Source organism: Brevibacillus laterosporus (assembly GCA_007833815.1).
Lineage (GTDB): Bacteria > Bacillota > Bacilli > Brevibacillales > Brevibacillaceae > Brevibacillus_B > Brevibacillus_B laterosporus_D.
On sequence record CP033464.1, the window covers coordinates 4,122,462 to 4,142,814 of the forward strand.

The following is a 20,353-nucleotide window of genomic DNA, read 5'->3' on the forward strand; positions in this document are numbered from 1 at the left end:
TTGACCCCTCAAGAAAGGAGTCAATTTATCCAAGTGATATTTGATGAAAGAACTTTAAAACAATGTGTTTGTTTTTTAAATTCTAATTCAAGAAACTCACAGTCCATATTTAAATCTGAAAGCATCCAGTATGCACAGGTGACAGGACTTTCCCCGTCAATCTCTTCTGAATCTCCTAGCGCCATACGAACATTCATATGTATCTCATAGTGCATGACTTCATCAATTTCTTCCTCTGCTTCGAAAGTTACCTTTGTCACATCTAACTTAATATCTGTGCCACTGGTTGTACCCACTAGGATTTGCTGATTTAATATTGAACCGCAAACATCAAAATCAGAGTTGTCAATTTCAAATGAAAAAATACCATTTGCAAAAACTATTTTTTTGTATAGTTTTCTAGATAAACTAACATTTCAATAAATACTCCTCTCGTTTACCATTGTCGAGAATGAAAGTTCGTTCTTTTGTATTTTTATAATCTGATTTTTCACTTCTCAATTTTTTGTTTTGTTTGGTACGTTTACTGTTGTTATTATTTTTTTATTACTATTTACATTTAAACACAGTTCCAAAAGAAATAAAATATAAGTAAAATGGAATTGTTGCGACAATATTCGACAATATCTACAACAAAAAAAACCTCCCAAAGACATTGAGAGGTTTTAAGATACTTATGTAATTCTAAGGTCGTTCTCCTGCGTCCATTAATGCTACTGGGCGTTCTCCTGCGTCTGCACTAGCCACTGATGCCATTGATACAAGGCATAACACTGCAAACATTGAAAGTAATAACTTCTTCATAGAATCACCTCCTTTCATCGTTTCTTATATAAGTCATACAGCTTGTTTTTCTGTTCTTTATTTGCATATTCAATATTTTGACTTAATAAAGCGACCAACTCACCAAACTCTGGTGTCAGATCGAGATTTATTGCTATCTCTGCCGCTTCTAATATCCTGTTTATCCCTTTATCGTACATATCATTTTGTATATGTATTAACCCCTCTGCCCTTTTAAACTTCATAATCTTAAAAGCAAGATGAGTTTTATCATCCTTATCTAAGTTTAAATGCTGATTGCATTTTTCAATCAGTTTTAATGCTGGATCTAATTGGCTTGTTTCCGAGTATTTTTCAAGCACTATTGCGAGTGTGGACTCTCTAGTTGGTGAAGGATTCTTCAATGCAATTTCAATAAGCTCATCAGCCTTGGTCATATCTCCAAGATGTATGTGCGTTATTAATTGGTTTATTTTAGCTTGTTCTTCAAAAAGATCAATATTTTTATACTCATTAATAACTTCTAAAGCTTTATTGAACCTGTGAAGCCCATTGAGGGCAAACCCTTTTGAAACTAAGGAAAAGCCAAATTTATCTTCGTTTTTTCCTTTCGCCAAATTTTCTAGCGCAACTGATGATTCATATAACTTGTCCCAGTTATAATACATCTTATAGTAAGCACAAGCTCGTTCATAAGCAACTAATTGCTCATCCTCTGGCATAAATCGTATAAAGTTTTTCATTAAGACAAATCGTTCATGTACTTGCTGTGGATCAAATCTGAGTAAGTAAAAAATTCTCAGATAGCAAACTGCTAACTGTGGAGAAAAGCTTTTTTCTTTTTCTGAAATAAGCTGGTATAGATAAAGTGCGTGAGTGTATTCTGGTTGATTGTAGTTTACAGTGCTTGGATCATAAGGATACTTTACTTCTGCGTGAGAAAAAATTTCTTCAGCTAGATCAAAGATCACTTTTGTATTTTTCTCATTGATAACTTCTTCAATTAACTCTGACACAATACTATACAGCGAAATGTCTAAACATCTCTTAATAAAGTCCTTCGTTTTCCCTTCGATAAATGTACCACTTTCATTTTTCTTTGTTTTTCTTCTCAGTTCACCTAAAAACCAAGGATAAAAGTATCCTTCTGGCAGCTTTAGAATAGAGGTAATGGAATCAATCATTTCTACATTAAACTTTCTATCTACCGAATCACTGGGTTTTAGAATTCGTGTTAATGTGGTTACATTATCTATTCCTAACAGTTCAGCTAATTTATTTAATTTTAAACCTTGAGATTTTCGCTTAATATTAATCTCTTGTCTAAGGTGCACTTGCAATTCCTGATATTCAGAATAAATCATAAAATTACCTCCACAGCCAATTAATTCCCCACACCTTCATTATAACACACTTTGTTATTTAATACAAATTTTTATTTTATATAATGATATATTTTTCTATGTATGCCATTAAATTGAACAGTCACTATCCAAAAACCGACTACCCCTATTAGTAAGAGTAGTCGCAATAATCACCTGCTCTATAAAAATTTCCATGTGAATCTCTATTGGGAAATCCCTCTTTATGAGCTGACTTAATTGGCATCTTACTTCCACAAGCATGACACCACGTTTCGGTCGAATTGCTATAAATGTAATGAACTCCCTTATTCATACAAATTGGACATTCGTATCTTAATTTATATCTTTTTTTTCCATTAGAATCTTCCTTAATTCCTGTTGTTTGATAATCTGAAACCTGTACAACATTATCAGGAACAGTGTCCGTTTGAGTGTCTCGATCCCCCTGATTCTCTGGAGATTTATGAATCTCTTGAAGTCCTTCAATCATTTGCTCTCGAATTTCTTCATTGTTAATTTGCTGCTTCTCTTCTACCTGCTCTTCTTCTTGCTTCATATTGTCAAAGAAATGACTATAAGCCTTACCTATTTTTTCAAACTCTTTTACTGTTTTCAAAATATCTTTATCAATACCAAATATGTTAAACACATTTTGAACGATAACCAATTTTGAAAGACTATCAGTTTCTTGTAACTCTAATTCAGCTTCTTTACCCTTATCATCTTTAATGGAAATTTTAACTATTAATGACATTTTATAATCACCTCACCCAGATGATTATAAGTAAAATAATAGTGCAAGGCAATAAGAAAAGCATGCTGTATAATTATTCTATTTTTTGGCTTTACCCATTAATAGACTTATGAATCTGGTGTAAGATTAGCTGAACTTCTTCATCAGTACCTTCAAGCGTGTCAAAACCATTCAGATTGTCTGAAGAATAACTACATGAATTACAATCAAAAAATACTCTAATTTCTGGATAGGGTAATGCTCTGTTTCTTATATTATACTTAATTTGTTTAATTCCTTTTCCTTTCATTTTCCAATCAAAAGAAATACTATCTGCGTAAATTGCTTCAACATGAATCTTTGTATCGTCACTATTACATTTTGGACATCTAATCAAAGGTTCCCCTCCAATAAAAACAGTATTTCATCAGCTATTTTCTATCCAGTACCCTTCTTCTTTCAGTTTGGCAATTAACCACTCTACACCTTTCTTTCCGCAAATCATTGCAACTACAGCATCTTTTGAATTTGTAACTTCGCTCCATTCCATAAGGAGATCCATTTTAGGAGTTACATTGTTATTTTCAAGTTTACTGATACTACTTCTAGATATAAATAGCAATTCTGCTAACTTCTCTTGGCTCAATCCCGCCCTTTTTCGGCATGCAGCCATAATTGAGCCAATATATTTTTCAATATCCGAAATTGATGTAAAGTCCATAATATGTTTCCCCCTATGCTTTAAATCAGCTTCCAATCTCAATAATCTCTGGCTCTATAGGAAAAACTATGTGATCAACCATCTTTAAAGCAGAATTAATATACTGGCGAACATCTGTCCATGTCTGTTTGAGACTTCTTGAGGTATGCAGGGTTGATTCGTGAATTGGATAACAAATATCTAAAGCTAAAAAACCTCCAGAATTGAAATCAGCTGTACCGTATTCTTAAAATGAAAAGTCGGGAAGTTATCTCTTTCGTTCAAGCCAAGGTGTGAGAGGTGAAAAACAGTTCATATTTACATCCTCTTTCCTAATGAAATGCCAAATTTATTTAATCTACAACACCAATAATAATTCTATTTCCTTGGGAATGAACTTCTACTCCTAAATCATTCCATAACTTCAATACCACTTTTCCGACAGCATCTAAAACGTTTATTGATTCCCACTTTGGATACTTCGCATACAATTCATTAAGTTCAGTATTCAATCTTTGCCATGTGTCGTGATAGTATGATTCACCGAGTTGTTCACTAATTATACCAATATAATCACACTCACTAGAAATTTCCTGTAACCCTTGCATAGCTCCACAAAAAGCGGAACTATATTTCAATAATAAATTAGCTTTTTCTTGTAACTCCTTAAATAGTAGCCCCGTATTATGTGAATTTTTATACTCACTAATACTTAGCATAACGCCCTGATTAGTTTCTTCAATCATTTCAAAAAGATATTTAACATCACTTCGAACGTTATCTATTCTATAGCTTTTAATTGATAAACGCTCTACTACATATTCACGCCAAATTATATCGGAGTGAGTTCTCAAAAGACTTATTAAATCTCTATATTGAACGTCTTCCACTTGAGAATAAATATGTTGCATAACAAAATTATCATGCACATGACAAAATTCGTGATGTATAGTATGAAATGTAGAAGCCGCTAATTTTTCCTGAAACAATCCCATAAGTAATTGATCCTTAAAGAAAATTGTTTGAGACAAGCTTCCATCTGCTTCATTATACTTAACAACTTTAGCTACACCGATTGCTGTATCACTTTTGGTTGCTCCTATCGCTTCTAAACTATGCTCCATTTGAAAGCTTTTTAATTCTTCTACGTAATCTTTAGCTATGAATATTGACTTTAAACTACTTAAATTTAACTGTTCAGTAAACCCAGTAATTTGTTGCAATAAAAATTCTTTAAGTGACTGCTCCTCTTCTTTTGTATACATATCTGTAATAACGTTTATTTGTATCATAATGAGCCTCCAATTCATAATAAAAACGATATTTTATTTGATCATCTGTCCGTAAAATTGAATTAATTTTTCCATGCCTTCTTTTGTTAAAGTAAATGCATATTTCTTTTTTTCACCTTTGGCTTAAGAATAAAAACTTAGAGTATCCTGAGCAATAAAAAAGTCTACCGGACATTCAACCTCGACTGCTGTATCTCCATCAAAAACCTCATTTTCATTGGTAGTTAGTCTTAAAAAAATTGATGACATATACTGAACCCTCCTTGAAAGTAATGTGATGTGTTGCTCATAATATCTTGACAAAATTCATCCTCTTCTTATTTTTTTAACCCATGTATAATAAAATACCAATTTCATTGCTTATCTCGCAAAATGATAATTTTTGTGATATAAGTCCCTTATCATTTCTATCATTTGAGCTTGAGAATAGCCATATCGTAAAAGAACATTCTTTTTAATTTTAATAATATCCATTGAATACTTAATGTTATCTAAATACGCATCATTTGCAAATCTCTTTCCAATTTCATTAACCTCTTTGCTTATTGTGTGAGTGTGTTCTTCTATCAAGTATAATGCATCGACTATTTCCATTGCTGCTTTCAAACTAATACCCTTTATTTCTTGGAAATTGTTAATGAAATAATAAGATTTAGAATATCTGTACCCAGTTTCATTAACAAAATTATCTCCATGATCAAACCAATCTTCTGAAACCAGATGCTCATCTACACAGTTAGTTAAATCAAATTCTCGTTCCAAATAGAGATATTTAGCCACATCAAGTACACTTTTGAAACCTGATTTAGTAGTAGATTCTTTTTCGAGGATTGTCTTTTTATCATTGGAATAAGTTTCAACATACACTAATTCTAACATGATTAATCTCTACCCCCTTAAAATTACCTTTTCATTACAAACTCGATTACTTTTGAAAGGTCTTTATCTTCAATAATCCAATCACTACCCACTTGGATGTAGTAAACATCACCTAGTGTCCAATGTTTGATTTTGTATCCGTTAACCTCTTGAATGAAAGTGTGCACAGCAGTCATCCCTTCTAATCTAAATATTAGTGTTTTTAAAACGTTGCAATTCTTCTTGTTCCTGACGTATCAATTCATCCAATACTTTCTCTAAATCTCTGTCAGAAATATTTCGTTCATCAATAAATGCTTCGTGTCTTAATCTCCAATACTTCATTCTGATTTCTCTAAGTTGAGGACATTGAATGCGATTTATTTCTTCTTGGTTCAATATTACTTTAAACGGATCTTCATTGTTTAAATAATCCATTTTTCAGCAACCCCCCATTGGATGAAATCACCGTTTCATTTCAATTTTTCAGGATCAATGTCTTTGTATCCACCAACTGACCCGATTGAGCCATAGTTACCAGGATTCCCGTAATTACCAACATTTCCATAATTCCCATAAGAGCCATAGTTTACTGAACGATGAGGGGAAGTTGTTTTGTACATTAATCTGTTTTTATGGATGATTTCACCTAAATATCGACCACGCATATCAATAAAAATCTCATATCTTTGAAGGTAGTGACCAATGTTTTTACCACTTGGAGAATGTAGTTGCCCCCTTACAAAATTTGCGATGTGCTGACCTTTACTATTAAATAAAAATTGCATGTTTTACCCACCTTTCTCATTGAATCTCCATTTTACCGCAAGAAATATCAGTTTACTTCTAAAGCCACACCATTTTCATAATTATCCATAAATTCTTGGGCAGAGTATTCATATTTACTTGCACCATCTTTGCGAACAAAAACTTTCTTATTCCCTTTCCTCTTTGCAACAAACAAAAAGCTACCAGCAGGTGTGTAACTGATTAAACTACCTGTCGCCATACAATGTTCCCCATCTTCAGCATAATAAGCCCTAACTACGGTATTTTCACTTAATTGAATCAATTTCATAAAGGCTTTTTCCAAAAATAATTAGACTATCCCTACGGGATTAATGCTGTTTTTTTGAAAAAATTAAGCTGCTACTTTCATCCTACTTGCCAGTTCCTACGAATTCGATCCACTGCTAACTTGGATGCATTATAAACAAGAGTAACCAAGTCAAAATGGACTTTTGCCCTCTTTCCTGTGCGATATCGGACATTGTTTAGCTGAAAGAACTCCTTCAAATAAGCATGTACTCGCTCTACGGCTGTTCTCTGGTCATATAGTTCTTCCCACGTTTTTGTTCCTCTGGCTGGCGCGGTGTACTTTCGAAGATCGGTTTCAGCCTTAATTTTATAGACTTTTTGACAGAGAGAATCCTGATTCAATGGACAGTCTTTACATTCTTTTGGCCGTACAAATTTCAACGTTTTGTACTTCTTATCATAACTGTCGTAACGATAAGAGCATTCTCGGACACAAGTTGGCGCAAAATGTGAATCGAATCCAACCATTTCTCCTTCATTCCGCTTGTTGTAAGCAATAATCGCTTGTGCGTTCATTCGTCCGATTTGTTGATAGATCGGGACATAGTCATATCCCGCATCCATGATTGCATATCGCATGTGATTGGGAAGGACAGTTTGAATTCCTTTCAACAAAGGAATCGCTGCTTTCCCATCGTTCATACTTCCAGAGGACATGAGGGAGCAAAGAATATATTGACTTTTCGTACTGACTGCAAGATGAGCTTTGTATCCAAACCAAAACATGTTCTTTCCATCACTATTTTTCTTTATTCCCCAAGCAGGTTTGATAGGAACTTGGTACCGTAGGTCCTCCAACGTCACATCCAGTTGAGCTGCAATGGTTTTTTCATATAAGGACTTCTGGGCTTCCTTTTCTTGCTTTTGCTTGTCGTAGATATCTTTTTCTGCTTTTGATTTACGTCCACGTTTTTTCAATTCTGGTTTCGTCTTTTTTTCTTTTGCCACACCTCGATCACGGGATTCAAAATGGGTTGCATCGATGGCAATTGCTTCATCGCCTATGAACCCTTCCTGTATCGCTTGCAACAGTAACTTGTCTTGGACTTTATTGAGGTGTGCTGTTTCAGAAAGCTTCTGAACGAGACGAGAGTACGATGCCTCGGAAGGAAGATTGTCAGAAAACAGAAAACCGCATTCCATTCGAAAGATAAAGTCATGTTTTAGTCGTTTTCGTAAATCTTTCACAGTGGGAATTCGTTCTACGATTCGAGCGACCAGAGAATATAGCATGGCAGCATAATTCAACTCGGTAGGAGCACCATAGATCGACTTTTTGGAAATAGAGAAAAGAAGCGGTTCAATGTCAAGAGTGGAGAAAATAGCCTCAAAACGTTTGGGAGGTTCTAAGTCGAATAATTCCTGTATATCAAATAGGCTTCCTTGTTTTATAATAGACATTGGGAGTCACCACCACCTCTTAAGTTTGGGTCGCACTTAACTTATTAGAGATTTGGGGAGGTACTCCTTTTTCTATGCTCAAAAACTCTTGGGCCCGTAGGGCTCTGATTTATGAAATTGATTCAATTCCCTTAGTTGTTTAATATTCAAATCCATCTATATCCTCTCCTTTTAATGTGATGAAAACCATCTTTTATTCTACTCTACAAGATTGCCCGCAGCTTATGTTTGCTCCTCTTAAATTTCAGCTATGCACTCAGGTAAATCATTTAAATAGACTATAATAAATAGAGGATAGATAGTTTAGTATGATACTATTTATTCTCTATTTATTACATAATAGAAACATTAATCAGACAAAACAAAAAAGGTATTGTTAGTATAACATGTATTTGATAATTAGATCGTTTCAAGATCCATGCCAATAGGAGGTTGCGAATCAAATGAGAGTTCAGGAAGTATTATTAGAGAACAATCAAAGGCGGTATATGTTATTAGACGACAATGGAAATCCGGTTTTATCTGCTTTGAAATACCTCAAATACCTTGATTCATCCAATAAAAGTCGGAATACACAGAAGACATATTGCTATGCCTTGAAACATTTCTTCGAATTTTTGAATGATGTAAAAATAGATTTCAAAGAAATTAATGTCAGTGACCTCTCAGATTTTGTAGGTTGGTTAAGGAATCCTTACGAAAGTAGCAAAGTTACTCCTATTAAGAAGGTTAGATCTTTAAGATGTGAAACTACTGTAAATCTTATCATTACTGCTGTTACAAATTTTTATGATTATTTATATAGGTATCAACAAATCGATACTGACTTGGCGAATAAATTAATGAAAAAAGTATCTACCAATCGTTCAAGATATAAAGATTTTCTGTACCACGTTAATAAAGATAAACCATCCAATAAGAACATATTGAAAGTAAAAGTACATAGAAAAAAGGTTCGGATTTTATCAAAAGAAGAAGTTGAGAAAATATATCAAGCAACAAATAATATACGCGATAAGCTGCTAATACGATTACTTTTCGAAACTGGATTAAGAATTGGCGAAGCTTTATCGTTGTTCATCGAAGACTTCATTTATGACCACAAAAATGGGCATCGGATTCGACTAATGGATCGTGGTGAACTCCCTAATGGTGCTGAACTGAAAACTGGTGAACGTACTATCTTTGTTTCACAAGATTTGATGAATATTTTTGATGATTATATGTATGAAATACTCGACGAACTTGAGGTTGATACTAATTTTGTATTTGTAAAGTTAAAAGGTAAACGGATTGGACAAGCTCTGGAGTATCAAGATATTAGTGCCTTGATGAAGCGGTTAAAAGCAAAAACAGGTATCGATGTCCATGCGCATCTTCTTCGACATACTCATGCTACCTTTTATTACAGACAGACCAAAGACATTAAGCAAGTACAGGAACGACTAGGACATTCAAACATACAAACCACACTAAACATGTATGTTCATCCATCCGAAGAAGACATCCGTGAAAATTGGGAGATAGCCCAGTCAGCATTCCAAGTTGGGAGAAAAATCGAGGAGGTTGAAGAACTTGGTTGAAGTTATTTCCCAGAATCATAAACAAATGAATCATTTGGATCATGTTATAGATAGCTTATCTTCATATTCAAGAAAAACTGTAACAGAAGATGGTAAAATCATATTTGATACTGTTTATGATGATTATTTTTTAACGAACAACAAATGGTATATAAATTACCTTGGAAAGATCCCGAATTTTGAGGTGCAATTTAAAAGTTATAAAGGAAAGGAAAGAAATGTTCCCTTTTTAGTCAATAGTTTTCCTGTGAATCTAGAACTGAAGTTTGTCTTCTATCAAATGCTGTTTACTGATAAGTGGGAACTGAAGAATACTTTTTCTGGCCAAGCTCAATCCCTTAGAAGATTGACACAGTTTCTGAATGAAAAATATAAGTCTCTCTCCAGTCTACTCCACTTGGATATTGAAAAAACTCAAAGTGAATGGGTGTTATGGTTAAAAAGTATCGGAATCAAAACAGAAATATCCAAAACTTATAGACGAAATGGTCGCACTTACCCCGCATATGCACCAGAGGTTTACTTTCTTAGAACTATTTACAATGCTCTTAATAATCTTACTGATCAGCGAGAAGAATGGGAAAAGGATAAGTGGGATATCCGAATTCTAAATCAAAGGTACAATTTAGGATTTAATCCGTCGACTAACCAATACTTTTTGGATTTTTCAGGGATTAATAATAGATATGTTAGAATGCAACTCAAAAAGTATTTTAAACAACGACTATTGGGAAGAAGAAATTTTACTTGGGGTACAGCAATCTCTAAATTATCCTATCTAGTTAAGTTTTTAAATTATATATTCGTACTTGAGCCTGCATGGAATGATTTAAAGCACCTCTCTAGAAAACATATAGAAAAATTCATTGAATGGCTCCATGAATATGTGAATAGCAATCCATATAAACGGATTAAAAATCCTGAAAGATTTATCAAACATTCACTGGATCTCGTACAAGGGTTTTTAGAAGACCTTCGAAGGTTTGAGTACGCAATTGCACCCGAAATGAATACTAGGATTCTTATTTTTCCTAAGGATAAACCTAATCAACCCAAAAAATCTTTTGACCAAATAGACTATATTCCTGATTATGTATTACAACAAGTTTTTGAAAATATTAATTTACTGCACTCTCAGGTTCAACCTGTATTTTGGGTGGCTTTTAAGACTGGGCTTCGAATCTCAGATGTTTTAGGTTTAACACAATACTGCTTAGTTAAGCTAAATGAAAAATATCAAATCGTTACTGACATAGAAAAAACCTATTGTAAAGGACACAGCATTCCGATTGATGAGGAATTAGCAAACATTATTGCAGTCTTAATTAAGACATCAATAGAGAGTTCAAACGATGACAACAACCCTGAAAAATACATATTTGTTCGCTATCGTGGGTCTCGTAAAGGTCAACCATACGGCCAAAGTTGGATTCGGGATAAACTAAATGAACTTGCGCTCCAGTGTAACATCACAGATGAAAGCGGAATGAGGTTCCACTTTAAGACCCACCAATTTCGACATACGTTCGCAGTTAAGATGTTAAACAGCGGTGCTGACATTTTAACTGTTCAAGAATTATTGGCACATTCTTCTCCAGAAATGACGATGAGATACGCACGTTTATTAGACGATACAAAACGAAAAGCATTTGAAACCGCGGTAAAACAAGGGATTTTCAGTTTTGACATAGAAGGTAAGATTCTTGAGATAGGCATTTATGGTGATCCTGATACAAATGTATTAGATATTCTATGGCGTGATCATAAACTGACCGCTATAGATAACCCCTATGGCTCATGCCATGCTAGGCTAAACGGGAATTGCCCTTATTCGGAAGAACCACCATGTCTAACATGTAACAGTGGAAAACCATGTAAGGACTTAGCCGTAGGTCTCTCTGATATGGATATAGCCAAATATGAAATTCATATTCAATCAACATCTAAAATGATTGAAATTGCTCAACAATATGGGCGTGAAGAAATTGCAAATAAAAATAAAAAGAATTTAAATAGGTTACAAGGCATATACAACACAATTAAACAAGGCAACATCATCTTCGGACAGCTAGATCGTGTTAAGCGAAAGCAAGGGGTGTCAAATGTCTAATTATAACCGAAAAAGGCAGTTACAGCTTCTTCATGATCAGAGAAAAGCCAAAACCTTGGTAAAGGTATATGAGGCCATTAAACGGCTTCTAAAGGCTTACAAGAGCATTAATTTTAATAGTGTAGCTAGTGAGTCCGGTGTTAGTAAAGCAACGCTCTATAACAATCCAGAACTCCGACAGAGAATTGAGTCTCTTCGACTACAGCAAGCACAGATCCCAACGCCGAAACAACTTAAACTTGAAATGAACGAAAATAATAAAGATGCTATGATTGCATCGCTAAAGCGTCGCTTAAAAAAGATGGAAGATGAAAATAAACAACTGCGTGAACAGTTAAAAATTGCCTACGCAGAGGTATATAGAAATCTATAAGTTTCAACTAACTGGTAGAATTGTTAATATAAGAAGTACTGTGTTAGATGAAAATAAAGTACTAGACTGGAAACCCTTACGTAGTGCGAAATTCAGAGGAGATAACTGATCAAGTTTTAAACAATTAGTTTTAGACTGATCTGAAATAAAAAGGTAGCTTCAGTTGTTCGAAGAAAATAAAGTTGTAGTTATCAAGACTTATTTTTTCACAATAGCGTATTAATTAGTGCTAATTCTTTATATTCATGTATTCAATGATATAATCAGTATTAATTGACTCTTACACCTTATACAACAAAAAACAGTCAAAAACACGATATTAGTGTTTTGGGACTGTTTTTTAATTTGTGTGTGCTTTCAGACCGTTAAATGCTGGTTTGGTAAAAGTCCAACAGGTATAGCCTCAAAGTTGAAAACAACTAGTTAAGAAATCTAATCCGAAGCCGCGGCTGTACATTGAAAATAAAGTATTAGACCGAATGTGTTTAGTTCACGCCGCTTTTTCAATCACAAACCGTCAGACTCCGTAAAGAAATCAAATTGGAAAATAAAAAAGGTATTCAGGATCAAAAAAATACATTCCTGAATACCTCTTTTTATTCAACTAACGTACCCGTTAACTGAAACGATTCTTGTGGTACGTTTTCGCCTTCTCCGCTTTAAGTACTCAAAGTCATCATTAGAATTACATGCCAATAAACATATTTCTGCTAAATGGAGCCCAGTTTTCCCCCATAAAACCGGTCATTCCCTCTAAGTTAACAAAGCAAGGGAGAACAGTATACATTATACCAGACATTGCATTAACCCTAAATGTCACAAAGTATCTCATCATGGAATTATCAGCAGGAGTTATCATTGCCATATCGGGGCGTATTGCGTTCTCTGCTGTTAGTGCATCCTTCATCCCTACGGTCGCAATACCAACAGGAACCATATTACTTCTAATCCAGTAATTTGAAACATTTGTTGCTGAGGCTAAATCAGTCCGCTTATCATACGTCATTAAAATTTGATTTGGAGCAGTTTGTCTTACTTCTAAAAGGATTGGATGTGGCATCATCTGTTGCCCTGTAACCATTGTTAACCTCCACATTTTGATCTTATAGTAAAATGACTCATTTCAGTATATGTAGTTCACTTAATTAGGTTCATAATGAGAGCAGCGAGGCATTTCACTATCCTGCCCGTTAGCTCAATGATCTGAAGAAATTGTTTCACTCAAGCTATTCCTCAGAAATCTCTACGCACTATCTAAACCCAATTTGACGCCGAAATTAGGCATTCACCTTGCCTAGGGCGAATATCTTAATGGGGAAGTACATTTTTCAAAATTGAGGTGATACACTTGGGATACTTCGTTACTGTGGAACCGGGCGTAAAAGTATTTATAGAGGACATCAATCCGAAGGGAAATAAAACGATACTTTTTATTCATGGATGGCCGCTAAACCATAACCAGTTCGAATATCAGTTCAATTTCCTTCCTAAGCTCGGATATCGTTGTATCGGAATGGACTGGAGAGGATACGGCAATTCGGATAAACCATTCGACGGTTACGGTTTTGACAGATTAGCAGATGATCTTCGTATGGTCATCGAAGCGTTACAGCTAAAAAACATAACACTGGCAGGACACTCTACCGGAGGCGCGATCTCGATTCGTTATATGGCTCGTTACAAAGGGTACGAGGTATCTAAACTCGTCCTGATCGACGCTGCGTCTCCATCAAGCGTTCCAAAAGAATTTACGAATAAAATCATCGAAGAAACAAACAATGACCGTCCGAAAATGCTGCAAAACCAAACAGGGATTTTTTTCTTTCAGTACATTTCTGAACCGAAATCCGAATGGTTCTTTCTAATGGGTTTACAAGCTGCGAATTGGTCGACTTCCGCCATTATGGCCACGCTAAGAGACGAGAATGTTTACAACGATCTTGGACAGATCGATGTGCCCACATTAATTATTCATGGAATTCATGATAAAGTCGTTCCGTTTACCCAAGCTCAGGAAACAAATAAGCTGATTAAAAATTCGCGATTAGTTCCATTCCAATACAGCGGACATTGCCCTTTTTTGGAGGAGCGTGATAGATTCAACCAACTATTATCTTCTTTTGCATAACGCCTCTGATTAGCCGCACCATCGCTCAGCCGATATGCCGGTACCAATTTCCGTAGCTAATTAATATAGCTCCCTCTTCTTTGTTCTCATTACACGATTATAAGTCAAATGTAATATTCTGTAAAACGCAAAAGAATGTATTCTACTTACATATTCCTATTTAAGAAAACAAGCTACTTAACATATTAGTCATGTACAATATGTCAAGCAGCTTGTTTTAATCGATTCTATAAAGTTAGGTCTTGATAAAAATCATTTCTAACGTTGCCTACCATTTTAGACACAGGATATGCTTGCATTTGTTCTTCTTCAAATGGCAATAGTAGAGATTCCAACAACTCACCATCTTGAACATCCCTATTTAGCCATAATGATTCATCTTCTCTCTTAATTATTACAGGCATGCGATCATGTATGTCTGCCATTAAAGTGTTAGGTTTAGTTGTGATTATGGTACATGTATTTATTCTTCCTCCATCTGGACTTTTCCAAGTATCATATAGTCCTGCCAATGAAAACACCCCTTTATCCTTCACCATAATTCGCATTGGCTGTTTATCATTACCGATCTTCATCCACTCATAGAAACCATCAGCAGGAATTATGCAACGTTTTCTAATGAACAAATTCTTAAAGGATGGTTTTTCCCTGATGGTTTCCGCTTTAGCGTTAATCATTTTATAAGCCATTTTTTCATCTTTTGACCAAGAAGGAATCAGCCCCCATCTGAGCTGTCCAATTCGATTTTTACCTTTATCAAAGCTCTTTCAGTATATCCATGTAGATGTTGCAGGTGATTAATTACAGTAGAATTAGTAAGTTGATATATTTCGTTTTTTGTATTTATATTATGACGATGATGTTGCAAAAATAATTGCCTCAATCGAGGGATTTGAGAAGTGTTCAATAATCCAATCTATACACATTTGATAGTGTTTTGAAAGCAGACGCTTTGCCTCATCTCGATTGTGACCTACTCCCTCACTTCCTGGTATGCGTAATTTGAGTTGTACATGCTCTAGCGAATCTAAATCCTGCTGAGAGAAATTAATTGCTCCAGTAGCAAACCCCACTCTTGATGCCTCATCTGCAATATTTCCTCCTGCTCCTCCACAACCAATAACAGCTATCATTCTTTATCCACTCCTTTGAAAGATATATCAATGGCAGTAATGCCATACTTACTAAGATAATACGCTTTCTCTTTAAAACCAGATACAACGTCAATCAATCGGCAAGCTAATAGTCTCGTGATTGATGTTCTCAACATTGCCTCAGTTAAATTTGTGTGTTCACATATTTTTTTATTCTTTTTGGCTTTAAATGAGGCTATAGCATCTTCATCCGACAAAAAACTCAATACCTGCAAGTCATTAAATGTTAATGATTTTATAACTTCAGAATAATACTCATTCATACTATGTCACCTCCTTAAAGATCATCCTCGATCAACAGCAATGTTTGAATATCACTATGTATCCAATAAAAAACGAATTTCATTACATCTTATCTAAGTTACCGTTTCTGTCCATTTTAAAGGCTGTCTTCGGACGTTTAACATCAACTCTTCCGTTAGTTTCTTTCGCACTTGTTCTTTTTTCTGTTAGTAGGGAAATAGCTTCAATTCGCTTCTTAATATCAGCCATCTCCTTAGTGAGTTTGTTGATCCGCTTGTCTTTTTGTACAACCATCTCATCTTTCATTTTGATTGATTCTTGGTAGATTTCAATAAGTTGCTCTGATTGAGCAATTTTTGATTTTAAGTAGTCTATTTCAACTGTTTTAGTATCCAACTTAGAAATGAGTTCCTGATTTCTAGAAATCCATTCTGCTTCTTTGTGATGCAAGTTTTCTGTTATCTCTTTGATTTGATGAGTCATTGAGTTTTCAAACCAACTTTTCATTTCCAAAAGGGGTGTAAAATTTGGCACACTTGTAGCACTTTCAACCGTTTCATCTTTTTTGAGGACAATCCCTCTTGTAATCAGTATTTTCACGATTATATTAATTTATTTATTTTATTTTACTAAAATTTTTAACACTCTTATAATATAACGGAAACTTAATATATAGGAGGTTATTGGAAATTGAAATTTAAATTACTTACTTTTGTTCTATTACTCAGTTTAATCAGTCAGATTGCATTAACACCGTTTCAAGCTTTTGCTACTTCAGATGAACTCCCTACAATCCATATGTCTGAAACAGAAAAAGAATCTACGTGCTTAGATCAGAGTTCTGAAGAAGGTACACCCCCTGATTGCACAACCACTGTTCTCCCCACTGAATCTGAAATCAGCGAGGATATAGAATCAAAAGAACAAGTCTCCAAAGATGCAACTGATTCTATTGAGAAAGATCCGGAAATCGATACAAGTAAAGATACAACTGTTTTAGAAGAAGAGGAAATTACTGTTGATGATTTTAAGAATCGTATCAAACGTGCAGCCGCATCTGTAAAAGAAGAAACAACTGTACATAAAGGAGAAACGATAGTATTTGAGAGTGATGATACCGTATCAATATCTAGTGATGCATCAAGCTCAAAAAAAACCTTTTTCAATTATGTTAAGTATGATGCTGCAGGAGTATTCGTAGAGTTTTTTGATAATAGTTCTAGTGGAAAATCATTAAAAGGTAGAATGATAGTCACAGTAATTTCTGATGAACCTGTAACCTTTAAATATCCATTAGGTGTAAAAGTGACATTTTCTAGCTCCCCTGCATTGAGAACTGTTGAGTTAGGATTAAACGAGAGTTATACATTTACAAATACCTCAGATATCAAGTTCTTTGTAAAAAGTAATGGAGGAACAAAAAGCCCCTCCCCTAAATATGATTTTGCTCTCTATGACTCTGAGGATAATCTAATTAAATCTTTAGTCGCCCAAGGCTCTCAATCAGGTGGGATTGCTATAAAACCGGGCGAGAAAATAGTTGTAACCACTATTTCAGGTGACTCTATTAGATTTTCAGCCCCTTTTGAGATGACATCAGGCGATTATAGCGATGAGCCTGCGTTAATAAGAAAAGAGTTATCTTTTGGTGAATCATTAACCTTAACTAATGCGAATAACAAATCCATTAATTTGCATACTGACGCCTCCACTAAAAACCCTTATCAGTACGCAAAATATAAAAGTGACGGAGCAGCAGGTCTTATTAACTTAAAATACACAACTAACGCTTCTGTATCTGCTGGGGAAACTATTGTTGTATCACCTTCTACAAGTGAACCTGTATCATTCATATACCATCCATTAAATTTTCTCAATGAGGATGAATCTGATCCTCCGTTTTATGAGCAAATATTACATAAGGGTGAAAGTTATTACTTTGATAATTTGAGTGAATTCCCATTAGATCTTAAGGAGATTAGAGTTGCTACATCTGATAAGTTTGACTATAAATTATTTGATGAAAATGGTAACTTTGTTAAAGAAGTTGTGAATACATCAGTAGCACCTAAATTACCACCTTATAACAGAGTCTTAATTAGCAACGTATCAAATAATCCAATTACAATCTATAGTCATTATAGATATTTATCTTCCACAGACAGTTCTGAACCAGCTCTTGAACGTATTCCGTTGCGTAATGGGGAAACAATTGAACTACTAAATATATCCGAAAAAACACAAAAAATACAGACAGACATGTCCAAAAAAAATGACAATCTTCCAAGTATGGTGTATTACAAGCCGGATGGCTCTTTTGATACTTTTGAATATCTATGGGGTTCTGCTCTGGGTTCCAGTGCAACTTCAAAAAGTATCTCTTCTAATGGGAAATTAGTATTAAGTGGAATCTCGCAAAATCCAGCTACTATTATATATAATAAAGACAACTTCTCAGTTAACTATGTTAAAAACAAGGATGCTTTAACCTATAAAAAACTTTCACAAGGGGAAAGTTTTACCTTCTATAATCCAACTAACTACGTATCTAGAATCAAAGCCTTTGGGGAAAAGGAAAATACAAAATACAGCTATACACTTTACCATTCTGATGGAACAGTAAAGGAATATACAGGCTTCATTTCATCACCATATCTGCCAGCACATAGTCGAATAACTATAACCCTTTTGAGCGAAGAACCATTTATATTCTATGGCCCTGCTGAACATATTCGCGAAACAGATAATAGTATCCCTACTTTCCATACCCTTGAGTTAAATTCATCTCAACCATTAATTCAAGAAAATAGTGACAGTCTTTATTATAAATTTACTACAAGTAAGTCAGGCTTACATCGCCTATTTACTGACGCTATAGGAATTAATAACACTGACATCAAGGTATACGAAGATCCTCAACTAACTAAATTAATTACTGAAAGTGCCGAAAACATTACGATTGGATATTCCCATTACAAAAAAGCAGAGACTCTATTTAGAGGAAACCAAACCTACTATGTTCAGATAACAGGCGCTAGCACCAGTAGTAGAATTACTCTTGAAGAAGATTTTGATTCAACGCCTCAAGATGCGACATTAGCAACGCTAAATGCTATTTATGATTTTGATCTCAGTTCAGTATTTGACATTGATTATTATCGATATGTTTTAACTGAATCATCTCAACTTAACATTATTCTTCCAAAAGGAATCGCTACTATTGAAAATGGAAATGGGGATATTTTAAAAACCATAGTAGCTGGCAGTGATGATACTGTATTCATACCCGAAAATCCCGGCGTTTATTTTGTAAAGCAACAATTAAGTCCTGAAGAACCTCAGTATCGAGCTAAGAGGAGCATTGGAAGTGATAAAGGAAAATTTGCTGTTAAAGATTTAACTCCAATTCCTATGTTTAAGACAATTACTTCGATTCCAGGTAAAAAAGATCCAGTTAAGTTTAAATGGCGTTATCTCTCTCCTCATACAACTACTGTTTTCGAAGTCTATGAAAAACGAAATAAGACCAAGGGAAAATTAGTTTATAAAGATGTTCGGACAGATTTATTTCAGGCTAATAAAGACTATTTCTTTCTTTGGGATGGATATGTAAACCAAACCGGTTCTGGAACCCATGCTCAAAACGGTCGATATGTGGTATCAATTTATGCTTCAGATGCACAAATGTTTAAATATGAAGCAGATGTTATGGTCTTAAATAACAAAGATATGGAATTAGATGCGGATACGCTTATTGATGTTTATAATAAAAGAATACCGTCTGAAAAAATCTCACGTATGCAAACCTATCTGAAGAGTATTCAATTTTATGAAGGTGAAATAACTGGTCATTATGATTATGAATTTTTAGTATCTGTAATGGCCTATGAAAATGTTATCAATAAATGGGGATTGCATGTTGCTAGAGATGTTTATATCTATGATATGGGATATCTATCAGAAACTGGTGAAGTAAACGACCGATTACTAGGCTACGCTTATACAGATGCTTCTCTAGGGCATAGTAAGTATAGTGAATTTACTCAGCTAATGCTCGAAGGTGATTCTATTATTCTATCTTTCGCGGAGCCATCTTTGCCCTTAGGGTATTTTGGAACCTTGATAGGAAAAAGCGGTAGCAAGATTATTAAGAAAACTGGTGAATTAATAACCAAAACTGGAAAACTAAGCAATGGAGTTCTTAGTCATTTAACTAAACGCCATGTCTTTAATAAAGTAAAAGATGAAATCCCTTTTCTGTTAAGAAAAATGACTCGTGAAAAAGTTGAAATAATTATTTCCGGGACAAGCAAAAAACCAAGAAGTTACTTCAACAAAGAATGGTCAAACAAGCAGGTCGAAGATGCAGTTCAGTTTGCTTTTGATGATGCTCTAAAAAAAGGGAAAACTAATGGTATACATGATGTCGAATATTTAGGTGAAAAAATCACTATTTATATCCGTGAAGGTGTTCCTAATACTGCTTATGGTTCACAAAGATACTCTTTGAAAGATTTTGGTTATTAGAAAGGA

Annotated in this window: 21 protein-coding genes; 5 read left to right on the forward strand and 16 right to left on the reverse strand. The window is 34.5% G+C overall.

Annotated features, from left to right (window positions below; translation table 11 throughout):
• Positions 1-20: 20 nt before the first annotated feature.
• From EEL30_19950 to EEL30_20000, 11 genes are all read right to left on the reverse strand, one after another.
• The gene (locus EEL30_19950; GenBank protein QDX94355.1) at positions 21-296 is read right to left on the reverse strand and encodes a hypothetical protein; all 276 of its coding nucleotides are present in this window, start codon (positions 294-296) and stop codon (positions 21-23) included.
• A 522-nt stretch (positions 297-818) separates the two neighbouring features.
• A complete protein-coding gene (locus EEL30_19955; GenBank protein QDX94356.1) occupies positions 819-2,147 on the reverse strand; it encodes a hypothetical protein in 1,329 nt (442 codons plus the stop codon).
• 148 nt (positions 2,148-2,295) lie between these two features.
• A complete protein-coding gene (locus EEL30_19960; GenBank protein QDX94357.1) occupies positions 2,296-2,901 on the reverse strand; it encodes a hypothetical protein in 606 nt (201 codons plus the stop codon).
• A 91-nt stretch (positions 2,902-2,992) separates the two neighbouring features.
• Positions 2,993-3,277, reverse strand: coding sequence for a hypothetical protein (locus EEL30_19965; protein ID QDX94358.1), 285 nt, complete (start codon positions 3,275-3,277; stop codon positions 2,993-2,995).
• Between the two features lie 30 nt (positions 3,278-3,307).
• Entirely contained in the window at positions 3,308-3,601 is a 294-nt protein-coding gene (locus tag EEL30_19970) for an XRE family transcriptional regulator (GenBank protein QDX94359.1), read from the reverse strand.
• 332 nt (positions 3,602-3,933) lie between these two features.
• Positions 3,934-4,872: a hypothetical protein gene (locus EEL30_19975; GenBank protein QDX94360.1), complete on the reverse strand. Its 939-nt coding sequence runs from the start codon at positions 4,870-4,872 to the stop codon at positions 3,934-3,936.
• Positions 4,873-5,232: 360 nt separating this feature from the next.
• Positions 5,233-5,751 carry a hypothetical protein gene (locus tag EEL30_19980; protein QDX94361.1) on the reverse strand — a complete coding sequence of 173 codons (519 nt, stop codon included), beginning with the start codon at positions 5,749-5,751 and terminating at the stop codon, positions 5,233-5,235.
• 186 nt (positions 5,752-5,937) lie between these two features.
• Positions 5,938-6,168: a hypothetical protein gene (locus EEL30_19985; protein ID QDX94362.1), complete on the reverse strand. Its 231-nt coding sequence runs from the start codon at positions 6,166-6,168 to the stop codon at positions 5,938-5,940.
• A 35-nt stretch (positions 6,169-6,203) separates the two neighbouring features.
• Positions 6,204-6,518: a hypothetical protein gene (locus EEL30_19990; GenBank protein ID QDX94363.1), complete on the reverse strand. Its 315-nt coding sequence runs from the start codon at positions 6,516-6,518 to the stop codon at positions 6,204-6,206.
• Between the two features lie 47 nt (positions 6,519-6,565).
• Positions 6,566-6,808 carry a hypothetical protein gene (locus EEL30_19995; GenBank protein ID QDX94364.1) on the reverse strand — a complete coding sequence of 81 codons (243 nt, stop codon included), beginning with the start codon at positions 6,806-6,808 and terminating at the stop codon, positions 6,566-6,568.
• Positions 6,809-6,885: 77 nt separating this feature from the next.
• Complete coding sequence (locus tag EEL30_20000) at positions 6,886-8,229, reverse strand: transposase (protein QDX94365.1); 1,344 nt, start codon at positions 8,227-8,229, stop codon at positions 6,886-6,888.
• A gap of 443 nt (positions 8,230-8,672) precedes the next feature.
• On the opposite strand from EEL30_20000, the gene EEL30_20005 reads away from it, so the two are divergent.
• From EEL30_20005 to EEL30_20015, 3 genes are read left to right on the forward strand one after another with little or no spacing between them, the layout of a single operon-like run.
• Positions 8,673-9,812, forward strand: a complete 1,140-nt coding sequence (locus EEL30_20005; protein QDX94366.1) for a transposase — start codon at positions 8,673-8,675, stop codon at positions 9,810-9,812.
• A gap of 25 nt (positions 9,813-9,837) precedes the next feature.
• Entirely contained in the window at positions 9,838-11,922 is a 2,085-nt protein-coding gene (locus EEL30_20010) for a transposase (protein QDX95830.1), read from the forward strand.
• Positions 11,915-12,295 (forward strand): transposase, encoded by a 381-nt coding sequence (locus EEL30_20015; protein QDX94367.1) that lies wholly within the window; start codon positions 11,915-11,917, stop codon positions 12,293-12,295. The genes EEL30_20010 and EEL30_20015 overlap by 8 nt, the downstream gene beginning before the upstream one ends.
• 685 nt (positions 12,296-12,980) lie before the next feature.
• Here EEL30_20015 and EEL30_20020 read toward each other — a convergent pair.
• Complete coding sequence (locus EEL30_20020; GenBank protein ID QDX94368.1) at positions 12,981-13,376, reverse strand: hypothetical protein; 396 nt, start codon at positions 13,374-13,376, stop codon at positions 12,981-12,983.
• A gap of 267 nt (positions 13,377-13,643) precedes the next feature.
• Here EEL30_20020 and EEL30_20025 point away from each other — a divergent pair, with 267 nt between their 5' ends.
• Positions 13,644-14,423, forward strand: coding sequence for an alpha/beta hydrolase (locus EEL30_20025; protein ID QDX94369.1), 780 nt, complete (start codon positions 13,644-13,646; stop codon positions 14,421-14,423).
• A gap of 227 nt (positions 14,424-14,650) precedes the next feature.
• Here EEL30_20025 and EEL30_20030 read toward each other — a convergent pair whose 3' ends face one another.
• From EEL30_20030 to EEL30_20045, 4 genes are all read right to left on the reverse strand, one after another.
• On the reverse strand, positions 14,651-15,163 hold the full coding sequence (locus EEL30_20030; GenBank protein ID QDX94370.1) for an SOS response-associated peptidase: 513 nt from the start codon (positions 15,161-15,163) through the stop codon (positions 14,651-14,653).
• 108 nt (positions 15,164-15,271) lie between these two features.
• Complete coding sequence (locus EEL30_20035; GenBank protein QDX94371.1) at positions 15,272-15,556, reverse strand: hypothetical protein; 285 nt, start codon at positions 15,554-15,556, stop codon at positions 15,272-15,274.
• Positions 15,553-15,840, reverse strand: coding sequence for a hypothetical protein (locus EEL30_20040; GenBank protein QDX94372.1), 288 nt, complete (start codon positions 15,838-15,840; stop codon positions 15,553-15,555). Before EEL30_20040 ends, EEL30_20035 begins: the two co-directional genes overlap by 4 nt.
• 82 nt (positions 15,841-15,922) lie before the next feature.
• A complete protein-coding gene (locus tag EEL30_20045; protein QDX94373.1) occupies positions 15,923-16,354 on the reverse strand; it encodes a hypothetical protein in 432 nt (143 codons plus the stop codon).
• 156 nt (positions 16,355-16,510) lie between these two features.
• Between EEL30_20045 and EEL30_20050 the strand changes: the two genes are divergently transcribed.
• On the forward strand, positions 16,511-20,347 hold the full coding sequence (locus EEL30_20050; GenBank protein ID QDX94374.1) for a hypothetical protein: 3,837 nt from the start codon (positions 16,511-16,513) through the stop codon (positions 20,345-20,347).
• Positions 20,348-20,353: the final 6 nt, after the last annotated feature.